The sequence below is a fragment of the Pelomonas sp. Root1237 genome (genome assembly GCF_001425055.1).
Classification (GTDB): Bacteria; Pseudomonadota; Gammaproteobacteria; order Burkholderiales; family Burkholderiaceae_C; genus Pelomonas.
This window is the reverse complement of record NZ_LMDK01000022.1, coordinates 69,201-78,877: the sequence shown is the minus strand read 5'-3', so window position 1 is coordinate 78,877 and position 9,677 is coordinate 69,201. Positions and strand designations below refer to the sequence as shown.

Annotated in this window: 11 protein-coding genes; 4 read left to right on the top strand and 7 right to left on the bottom strand. The window is 67.4% G+C overall.

Going from position 1 to position 9,677, the window contains the following annotated elements; genetic code table 11:
* Positions 1–17: 17 nt before the first annotated feature.
* From ASC91_RS28030 to ASC91_RS28020, 3 genes are read right to left on the bottom strand one after another with little or no spacing between them, the layout of a single operon-like run.
* Positions 18–608 (bottom strand): NADPH-dependent F420 reductase, encoded by a 591-nt coding sequence (locus ASC91_RS28030; RefSeq protein WP_056205448.1) that lies wholly within the window; start codon positions 606–608, stop codon positions 18–20.
* A 46-nt stretch (positions 609–654) separates the two neighbouring features.
* Positions 655–1,263: an FMN-dependent NADH-azoreductase gene (locus tag ASC91_RS28025; protein WP_056205446.1), complete on the bottom strand. Its 609-nt coding sequence runs from the start codon at positions 1,261–1,263 to the stop codon at positions 655–657.
* Between the two features lie 39 nt (positions 1,264–1,302).
* Complete coding sequence (locus ASC91_RS28020) at positions 1,303–1,881, bottom strand: YceI family protein (protein WP_056205444.1); 579 nt, start codon at positions 1,879–1,881, stop codon at positions 1,303–1,305.
* Between the two features lie 181 nt (positions 1,882–2,062).
* On the opposite strand from ASC91_RS28020, the gene ASC91_RS28015 reads away from it, so the two are divergent.
* Positions 2,063–2,980, top strand: a complete 918-nt coding sequence (locus ASC91_RS28015) for a LysR family transcriptional regulator (RefSeq protein WP_056205443.1) — start codon at positions 2,063–2,065, stop codon at positions 2,978–2,980.
* Between the two features lie 274 nt (positions 2,981–3,254).
* Here ASC91_RS28015 and ASC91_RS28010 read toward each other — a convergent pair whose 3' ends face one another.
* Complete coding sequence (locus ASC91_RS28010; protein ID WP_056205441.1) at positions 3,255–4,211, bottom strand: GlxA family transcriptional regulator; 957 nt, start codon at positions 4,209–4,211, stop codon at positions 3,255–3,257.
* A 117-nt stretch (positions 4,212–4,328) separates the two neighbouring features.
* On the opposite strand from ASC91_RS28010, the gene ASC91_RS28005 reads away from it, so the two are divergent.
* A complete protein-coding gene (locus tag ASC91_RS28005) occupies positions 4,329–5,324 on the top strand; it encodes an SLAC1 anion channel family protein (protein ID WP_056205439.1) in 996 nt (331 codons plus the stop codon).
* On the opposite strand, the gene ASC91_RS28000 is transcribed toward ASC91_RS28005, so the two are convergent.
* Genes ASC91_RS28000 through ASC91_RS27990 form a run of 3 tightly spaced genes read right to left on the bottom strand, consistent with a single transcriptional unit; the run spans position 5,319 to position 7,861 of the window.
* Positions 5,319–6,635 carry an ATP-binding protein gene (locus ASC91_RS28000; protein ID WP_235532130.1) on the bottom strand — a complete coding sequence of 439 codons (1,317 nt, stop codon included), beginning with the start codon at positions 6,633–6,635 and terminating at the stop codon, positions 5,319–5,321. The two genes, ASC91_RS28005 and ASC91_RS28000, sit on opposite strands and share 6 nt — an antisense overlap.
* Complete coding sequence (locus ASC91_RS27995; protein ID WP_056205437.1) at positions 6,632–7,309, bottom strand: response regulator transcription factor; 678 nt, start codon at positions 7,307–7,309, stop codon at positions 6,632–6,634. The genes ASC91_RS28000 and ASC91_RS27995 overlap by 4 nt, the downstream gene beginning before the upstream one ends.
* Before the next feature lie 3 nt (positions 7,310–7,312).
* On the bottom strand, positions 7,313–7,861 hold the full coding sequence (locus ASC91_RS27990; RefSeq protein WP_056205436.1) for a cysteine hydrolase family protein: 549 nt from the start codon (positions 7,859–7,861) through the stop codon (positions 7,313–7,315).
* Positions 7,862–8,028: 167 nt separating this feature from the next.
* On the opposite strand from ASC91_RS27990, the gene ASC91_RS27985 reads away from it, so the two are divergent.
* Together ASC91_RS27985 and ASC91_RS27980 are read left to right on the top strand one after the other, a co-directional pair.
* A complete protein-coding gene (locus ASC91_RS27985; protein ID WP_082533081.1) occupies positions 8,029–8,529 on the top strand; it encodes an endonuclease V in 501 nt (166 codons plus the stop codon).
* A gap of 131 nt (positions 8,530–8,660) precedes the next feature.
* Positions 8,661–9,671 (top strand): alpha/beta hydrolase family protein, encoded by a 1,011-nt coding sequence (locus ASC91_RS27980; RefSeq protein ID WP_056205432.1) that lies wholly within the window; start codon positions 8,661–8,663, stop codon positions 9,669–9,671.
* Positions 9,672–9,677 lie beyond the last annotated feature (6 nt).

The following is a 9,677-nucleotide window of genomic DNA, read 5'->3' as shown; positions in this document are numbered from 1 at the left end:
CCACCCGTGGGCGGCAGTCAGCTCAGCTTGATGAGGTTCTGCAGGATCAGCGGCCCGCCCATACCGATCAGCAGCCCGCCCTCGTTCGCCTTGCCCAGAGGGACCGGCGCGAAGCCCAGGTCCGCGACCAGCTTGGCCATCGCCGCCTCAGCGCCGGCGTCGTTGCTCGACACGAACATGACACGCCGACCACCGTTGACCGCAGGGTCTTGCGCGAGCAGCTTGGCCGGCAGCTGGTTCAGCGTCTTGACCACCTTCGCGCCTGGGAAAGCGGCAGCCACCACGTCCGTGGAAGCCTGCCCCTTCAACTCTTCCGGCGAGATGCCGTAGGTGTTCATCGCGTCTACAACGACCTTGCCAGACCAGTTCGAGAGGGCTCCGCCGACCGCTGCGTGAGCACGGAACGGAACAGCCAGGATGACGACGTCGGCCGCAAGAGCGTCCTGCAACGCGACGGGAACCACCTTGTCGCCAAGTTCAGCGGCAAGCGATGCAATGGACTCGGGGCCGCGCGTGTTGGCGATCCGAACGGAAATGCCGCTGCGGGCGAAGTGACGGGCCAGGGCGGTGCCGACGTTGCCGGAACCGATGATGGAGTAGGAGGTCATGATGATTCTTTCGATGGGGGTTTGAGATGTGCGAAGCGCGTGCCCTTCAGGCCGCAATCGCCTCGATGTCTTGGAGGGCCTTCGCGATGGCAGCGTCCTTGGCTTGCGGCCCGAACGCGATGCCTTCGGCGCGCACGACCTTCACGTCGGTCACACCGAGGAAGGCCAGCAGGCCGATGAGGTAGCTTTCCTGGTGCTCAAGCGCAGCAGCCGGGCTGCCGGCCGAGTAGACGCCGCCCCGCGCCGATGCGATGAAGGCCTTCTTGCCCTTGAGCAGCCCTTGCGGCCCGGTCGCGGTGTACTGGAAGGTCTTGCCGGCCACGGCGACGCGGTCGATCCAGGCCTTGAGCGGCGTCGGAATCGACAGGTTGTACATGGGTGCGCCGATGACGAGGACGTCTGCGGCGAGCAGTTCGTCCATGTAGGCGTTGCCCTTGACCAGGTCGGCGTTGATGGTGGCGTCGTCGCTGGTAGCACCCATGCGTGCGGCCATATGAGCGCCGGTGAGGTGCAAGGCGGGGTCGGCTGCAAGGTCCCGATAGGTCACCCGGATGTCCAGGTGAAGCGCCTTTTGGCGGGCGACGATTTCAGCAGTCAGCTGGCGGCTGACGGACGCGGCGCCGAGGGCGCTGGAGTCAAGATGAAGGAGTTGCATGTTGGGTCTCGAAGTGGGTGGGAGTGGTTCGCAGCGGGCTTACTGCTTGACGGCTTCGACCTGCACGGCGAGCTTCACGGTGTCGGGGATGCCATAGTTGATGCCCCAGCCGATGCCCCATTGGCTGCGCTGAATCGTGGTCTCGAAGTCGCCGCCGCACACCTCGCGCTTGAGGATGGGGTTCGTGTAGCAGTTGAAGTTGGAGGCCTTCAGCACGACGGGGAGGGTCTTGCCCAGCAGCGTGAGTTGCCCCGCGACTTCGCTGACCTTGTCGCCGTTGAAGCTGAACGTGCTGGCGGCGAACTTGGCCGTCGGGAACGCGGCGGCGTTGAGGAAGTTGTCGCTCTGCAGGTGCTGGTCGAACGCGGCCGTACCGGTGCTGATGGAGCCGGTCTCGAGCGTCAGTTCGACCTTGCCGGTCTTGGCCGCCTTGTCGAGTTGAACGGTTCCTTCCTTCTTGTCGAACCGACCGCGGTTGGTCGAAGTGCCGAAGTGGGTGACCTCGAAGGTCACGTAGGTGTGCGTGGGGTCGATGCTGTAGGTTGCGACTTCCGCGTGAGCAGTGCCGACGAGTGCGGTGGCGGCGGCCAGTGCGGCCGCGATGAGGGTCTTGCGCATGGGACGGGTCCTTTGAGGGTGGCTTGCAGAAACTGGGGCTAAAACAGAGATGGGTCCCTGCTGCCTCCTATCCTTTGCAGCGATGGCTGCATGGGAACGAATGATGGAGACCGGCTTCCATTCTGAGAAGCCGGTATATTGAGATTCGATCCATCTGTTTAAGAGATGGAAGGAGTCTCAATTGCTCGACGGCGTTTCCTTGGACCAGCTCAGGACGTTCATCGCCGCGGTGGACGAGGGCAGCTTTTCCGCCGCCGCACGCAAGCTCAACCGCGTGCAGTCAGCGGTGAGCGGCTGGGTCAGCGGGTTGGAGCAGCAAATCGGCGTGGTGCTCTTCGACCGCTCAGGCCGGTTTCCGAAGCTCACCGCGGAGGGTGTGCTTCTGCTGGCCGACGCCCGCAACATCGTGTCTGGTGTGGACACGCTGAAGGCCCGAGCCAAGCTGATGGCGGCAGGCCAGGAGACCGAGCTCTCGGTGGTGGTTGACGTGTTCTTCCCCACTGCGCTCGTCAGCGCTGCCGCAAAGGCATTTGCGAGCCAATTCCCTCTTACGCCGTTGCGCCTGTTCGTGGAGGGCCTGGGAGCGGCTTACCAGCCCGTGCTGGATGGGCGGTGCAGTTTGGGCATTCTCTCGACCTTGCCGGCTGTGACGTTCCCGTCGCTGGTGAGCGAACGCTTGGGCGAATTGCCCCTGGTATCGGTCGCCGCGGCGAACCATCCGCTCGCGGCATGGGCAGATCGGATTCCCCGGAGCGAGCTTGCGAAGCACGTCCAGCTGGTGCTCACCGACCGATCAGACCTGATGGCAGGACGCGACTACGGCGTGGTGTCGCCGTCGACCTGGCGCCTAGCCGATCTGTCGACCAAGTACGCCTTCCTGAAGGACTGCGTCGGCTGGGGCGGCATGCCACTGCACATGGTCGAGAAGGACATCGCTGACGGCACCCTGGTTGTCCTCGATGTGGACGACATGCCGCGGACGGGCTTCATGTTGACCATGTCCGCGTATCACCCGGCTTCCGAACCGCCCGGGCCCGCGGGCAGGTGGTTCATTGACCACTTGAAGCGGTCCTGGGAGAACTTGCGGGAACTGCCCTGATGACTTCGCCAGGAAGGCTCTTTCAGGGATACCCAGATGACGCTTGAGCGATCGGACGGTTGCTTGCAGCTTCCGCTGCAGAGATGTCGGGGTGAGGTGCGTGTGGCGCACCCTCGCCGCTCGAAAGCGGTCGTTGCTGCTGCCATGTCGACAGGTGACTCGACGACTGCTTCCTGTCCAAGACCGTGAACCCGGCGACCTGCCGCGGATGACGGCAGTCGCTGCAAAGCGGGCGCCAGCTCCTTAGTCCTGAGCCGCACGCCCTTGGCGTCGGTCAGGACTTCGCAAACCGCCTGCGGTACTCCGCCAGGCTGACCCCCAACCGCCGCGCAAACGCCCGCCTGAAGCCGTCCGCATTCGCATACCCCACCGCATCCGCCAGCCGCTTGGCCGGCAGGTCCGACTCCTCGGCCAGGCGGCGGGCGGCATCGATGCGGGCATGGTCGACAAAGGCCGCGGGTGTGGTGCCGGCCTCGCTGCGGAAGGTGCGTGCAAAGCTGCGCTCGCTCATGCCGGCGCGCGCGGCCAGCGCGGGCACTGAAAGGTCGGCCTTCAGGTGGGCCAGCACATAGTCCTGCACGTCGCGCACGCTGGATCGCTCGGACGTCTGCGCGGCCAGGTGGGCGCTGAACTGGCTCTGGCCGCCGGGCCGCTTGAGGAACATCACCAGCTCGCGCGCCACGCGCAGCGCGAGGTCGCGGCCGTGGTCTTCCTCCACCATCGCGAGCGCGAGGTCCATGCCCGCGGTCACGCCGGCGGAAGTGAACAGCTTGCCGTCCTTCACGTAGATGGCGTCCGCCTCGACGCAGGCCTCGGGGTAGGCGGCCGCCAGGCGTGCCGCGGCGTTCCAGTGGGTCGCGACGCGCTTGCCGTCGAGCAGACCCGTGGCCGCCAGCACGAAGGCGCCGGTGCAGACTGAGCCGTAGCGCCGCACCGTGCGCGACAGGCGCCGCAGCCAGTCCTGCAATGGCCCGTCGCTCGCCATGTCTTCGATGGTGGGGCTGCCAGCCACGAGCAGGGTGTCGATGCGCCCGCGATGCGTCGCCACCGTCGCATCCACGGCCAGGCGCAGGCCGCTGCTGCTGGTGAGCAGGCCGGCCTCGCTGGAGATCAGCTGTACCTGATAGGCCCTGGGGTCCTTGAGCTGGCGCGAGGCCTCGACGAAGACATCGGCAGGCCCGGCGACGTCGAGCAGCTGGAAGCGGGGGAAGGCGAGGATGGCGACGCGCATGGCGGGGATGGCAGAGAAGGTCCGATGACTGGCAGAAAACGTCGCACGTTGGCGAAGACGCCCAAACGAGTCTGGCAGAAAATGTCGACACCGGCAAATTGCGCCAGAAGGCTCATCATGCAAACCCAACCCATCGGCCCAGCCTCCCCCACTTTTGAAACGCGCCCGGCAAGCTCCGTGCGCGACCTGCCCGTCAGCCTGTTCGGTTCGGTCATGGGCCTGTCGGGGCTGGCACTTGCATGGCGGCTGGCGCACATCAGCCTGGGCGTGCCGGTGTGGGTGGGTGAGGCCATAGCCGCCTTTGCCGTGGGCGTGTTCGTGTTGTTGTCGCTGGGCTATCTGGCCAAGCTGGCCTGGCACCGCCAAGCCGTGCACGCGGAGTTCCATCACCCCGTGTCCGGCAACTTCTTCGGCACCGTCGTCATCGCGGTGCTGCTGGTGGCGGCGGTTGTCGAGCGGTACAGCACGCCTGCCGCCAGCGTTATCTGGACGGTCGGAGTGCTGGCAACGCTCGCCCTCGCAGGGGTGTCGACCTCCCGCCTGCTCAAGGGCAGCGTGGACGCGTCTCACGCGCTGCCGGCCTCGCTGATGCCGGGCGTGGCCACGCTGGACATCCCCCTGACCGGCAGCCACATGCCCATGGCCTGGGCGCCGGAGGTCAACCTGATGGCCGGTGCCGTGGGCGCCGTGCTGGCGGTGCTGCTCTACCTGCTGATCTTCAGCCGCCTCGTGCACCGCGACCCGCTGGCGCCCGCCATGACGCCGTCGCTGATGATCCTGATGGCGCCTTTTGCCGTGGGCTTTCTGGCGTACGTCAACCTCGTGGGCGGCGTCGACCGTTTCGCCGCGCTGCTCTTCTACTTCGCGCTGTTCATGTTCGTTGTCATCGTGCCCAAGGTGTTCCGCCGCGGCGCCAGCTTCTCGCTGGGCTGGTGGGTGATCGGCTTCCCGTTGGCCGCGCTGGTCAACGCAGCGTTGAAGTACGCGCAGTTCCGCGACAGCGCGCCGCTCTGGGTCATCGCCATCGTGCTGCTGGGCCTGCTGAGCATGGCGCTCGCGGTCCTCACGGTGCGCACCGTGTGGCTGGCGCTCAGCGGCAGGCTGTTGTCATGACGTGGCCGGCCAGGCCAGCTCCGCACGCAGCCCGCCGAGTGGTGATGCGTCCAGGCTGATGCTGGCGCCCTGCTGCCGCGCCGCCGCCTGCACGATGGCCAAACCCAGCCCGCTGCCTTCAACCGTCGCGCCTTCGCCGCGCTGGAAGCGATCGAAGACGCGCTCGCGCTGGTCGGCCGGGATGCCGGGGCCGTCGTCGTCCACACGCAGCAGCGGTGCGCCACGCGAGCCGCGCAGCGCGCTCACCTGCACCGTTCGGGCGCCGTACTTCACGGCGTTGTCGATGAGGTTGCGCAGGGCGCCGCGCAGGGCCTGGGGGTCGCCGGTCAGCGGCAGCGGGTCGGGGGCGGTCAGGGCCAGCGTCACGTCGGCCTTGTCGGCCAGCGGCTGCACATCGGCCACGGCCTGGCGGGCCAGGTCGGCGAGGTCCAGCGGCAACTCGGCCGCCGCGGCACCGGGCTCGGCGCGGGCCAGGGCCAGCAGCTGCTCGACGAGATGGACCGCGCGGTCGATGCCGCCGCGCAGGCGGGCTATTGCAGCGTCCTGCTCCTCGCCCGGCGCCGCATCGCGTAGCAAGCCGAGCTGGAGCTTCAGCGCGGTCAGCGGCGAGCGCAGCTCATGGGCGGCGTCAGCGACAAAGCTGCGCTGGGCGTCGAAGGCGGACGACAGCCGCCCGAGCAGGTCGTTGAAGGCGTCGACCAGCGGCGCCACTTCACCGGGCAGGCCGGCGGTGGGCAGCGGGTGCAACGCGTTGGCACCGCCGGCCTGGGCCGCGCGGGTGACGCGCGCCAGTGGCGCGAGTGACACGCCGAGCAGCCACCAGACGGCCGCCGCCACCAGCGGCAGGGCCACTGCCAGCGGTACGACACTGCGCAGGGCCGCCAGTGCGGCGAGCTTCTGGCGCACGGCCAGCGGCTGGGCGACCTGCACGACGCGCTGCGGCGTGGCCGCGCTGAACACGCGCCAGTCCTGCCCGGCGAGGTGCAGGTTTGAAAAGCCCAGCACCGCGCGCGCCGGCAGCGCCTCGGTCATGCCCTGCGGCCGGCTGGAATAGATCTCCAGCCCCTGCACGGACCAGATCTGCACGAGGTAGTCCAGGCTGGGGTCGGCCAGCGCCGCGGCCTCGTCGCCGGCGATGCGGCCCTGGTCGCGCAGCGACAGCGCCGTCTGGCGCAACTGGTAATCGAACAACTCGTCGGCCTCGGCGCGCACGCTGACATAGGTGGCGCCGGCTACGGCCAGGGCCGTCACCGCGCCAAGTGCCGCCAACAGCGCGAAGAGGCGGCCGCGCAGCGTGCCCAGCCACTTCATGGCGCGCCACCTTTTTCAGGGCCGGCGTAGTAGCCCAGCCCGCGCACGGTATGCAGCAGGTCGGCGCCGAGCTTCTTGCGCAGCTGGTGCATGTAGACGCTGATGGCGTTGCTCTCCAGCTCCTCGCCCCAGCCGTAGAGGCGGTCCTCGAGCTGGGCGCGCGACACGATGGCGCCGGGCCGCTCCAGCAGCGCCTCCAGCAGCGCGAACTCGCGGGCCGACAGCAGGATGGGTTTGCCGGCGCGCGTGACCTCGCGGGTGGCGGGGTCCAGGCGCAGATCGGCGACCTGCAAGCCCGTGTCGGTGCGGCCGCCATGGCGACGCGTGACGGCGCGCAATCGGGCGAGCAGTTCGTCCAGCTCGAAGGGTTTGACGAGGTAGTCGTCGGCACCGGCGTCCAGGCCGGCCACCTTGTCGGTCAGCGCGTCGCGGGCGGTCAGCACGATGACCGGCGTCGCGTCCTCGCGCGCCCGCATCGAGCGCAGCACGTCGATGCCGCCTCGCTTGGGCAGGCCCAGGTCCAGCAGCACGGCGTCAAAGCGTTCGCCGCTGGACAAGACCGCATCGGCGGCCTGGCCATCTCGCACCCAATCAGCTGCGAAGCCCTGGCGGCGCAAAGCCTCGCGCAGGCTCTCGCCGATCATGAGGTCGTCTTCGACAAGCAGGAGGCGCATGGTTCAGCGGGCCAGCAGCGCGGCGGCCGCCTCGGCGTCGATGACGGTGGCGTAATCGCTTTGCAGATTGGCCAGCGCCATCTGGTGCACCTCCTCGGCCGCATGGCGCACGCCGCGCAGGTCGGTCAGGTCGAAGGCAAAGCAGGCGTCGGCCACCACATGGGTCTGAAAACCCAGGTTGCCGGCGCTGCGTGCGGTGGCCTCGACCGAGTTGTTGGTGCTGACGCCGACGATGACCAGCGAGCGGTGGCCGCGCGCATGCAGCCAGCGCTCCAGGCCACTGTGGGTGAAGGCATCGGGCACGTTCTTCTCGACGACGTGCTCGTCGTCGCGCGGCGCCAGGGCAGGCTGGAACTTCGCGCCGGGCTGGCCCGGCCAGAACGGCGATCCGAGTGTGCGGGAGATGTGGCGAACGTGCACGATGGGTGCGCCGGCGCGGCGCCAGGCGTCCAGCAGGCGGGCGATCTGCACCTCGGCCTGCGGGTTGTTGCGCACGCCGGACTGGGGCCAGGTCATGCCGACCTGCATGTCGATGATGAGAAGAAGCGGCATGGGATAAAAGAAGGCAAGGTGTCAGTGGCAGGTGTCGAAGCCTGCACCCCTCACAGGGACGGCTGCGGCCGTGCGTTTACCAGCGTCGCCACGCTGACGCCGTGCATCGTAGGGCGAACGCAGGAGGCTTCAGCCGGCGGCACTCCCAGAGCGGCTCATACTCCTGCATGAAACTCGTAGTGGCTGTTCATTTCGATGGCGCGCAGGCGAATGCTGCTGCTGCGGCTTTCGACGCCTGGGATGCTGCGGAAGCGACGCAGACTTACATCTCGCGCATCACCCATGTCGAGAAGGCCGTGCGAGGAGAACTCGACCTGCGAGAGCTGCCCTGTGTGATGCAACTGCTGCGCGAGCACAGCCTGGAACCGGAGCTCATCCTGGTTGACGGCTTTGTCCATCTGGATGCTGACGAAACGCCGGGCCTTGGCCAGCACCTGTATCACGCGCTGGGTGGCAAGGTGCCTATCGTGGGTGTTTCGAAGAAGCGCCTGCCGGGCCTGTCGGCGCAGTTCGAGGTCATGCGAGAAGAGGAAACGCAGCCGCTGTTTGTGACGTGCGCGGGCATCGACATTGGCGCAGCCAAGGCGCGACTGCGTGCCATGCACGGCAGGAAGCGTGTGCCCACGCTCATGAAGCTCGCAGCTCGCCTGGCGAAGAACACGGATTGATTCCGCGCTGCGGGGCACTGGCCGGTGTCGGCTTTGGGGTGGGCCGACTGTCGACGCGCGACTATCCTCGGGCGGCGAGCAGCTAACGTCAGCAGCGGGCGAACAATTCGGCTTTGGGTAGGACGATCAAGATGCGCACAACCTCGAACATGGCCGCCGGTGCGGTCCATCGCCTGGCGATTGACAGCCAGGTGCTCGCTGGCAATCTGCTCGGCGACCCCACGCTGCGCGCCATCGACGTCTACGTTCCGGCAGGGCATGACGGCCGCGGCCTGCCGCTGCTGGTCGATATCGTGGGGTTCACCGCGGGCGGGCCGGCGCACACCAACTGGAAGAATTTTGGCGAGAACCTGCCTGAGCGGCTCGACCGCTTGATTGCGACCGGCGCCATGCCGCCCGTCGTCGTGGCCTTCCCGGACTGCTTCACGCGCCTCGGTGGCAATCAATATGTGAATTCGGCCGCGGTAGGACGCTGGGACGATTTCCTGCGGGCTGAGGCAGTGCCCTTCGTCGAAGCCCGCTTTGGCTGCGGCGGGCCGGGCCGCCGCGGCATCTTCGGCAAGTCCAGCGGAGGCTACGGCGCGATGGTCCATGCGCTGCTGCATCCGGACTTCTGGAGTGCGGCAGCCGTGCATTCCGGCGACATGGGATTCGAGCTTCTCTATCGGCACGAATTCGTGCCGGTGCTTCGGGCGCTCGCCAAGAAACCCGAGATCGGCGCGTGGGTCGACGCCTTCTGGCAGGCCAAGAAGGTCAAGGACAGCGACGTGCACATCCTCATGATGCTGGCTCAGGCGGCGAGCTTCGACCCGGATCCTTCAGTTCCCTATGGCGTTCGCCTGCCGGTGACGCTGGATACCTGCGAGCTGATTCCCGAGCGCTGGGCGAACTGGATGGCCTGGGACCCGTTGAGCCTTGTCGAAGAGCATGGGCGCGGACTGGTCGCGCTCAAGGCCCTGTACATCGACTGCGGCGATGTCGACCAATACAACCTGGTCTATGGCGCCAGGCGAATGCACAAGCGGCTTCTCGCCATGGACGTGCCGCATGTGTATGAGGAATTCAGCGACGACCATACGGCGGTCGACTATCGGATGGACGTCAGCCTGCCGATTCTGGCCAAGGCGCTCGCTCAGCCATGAACAGCG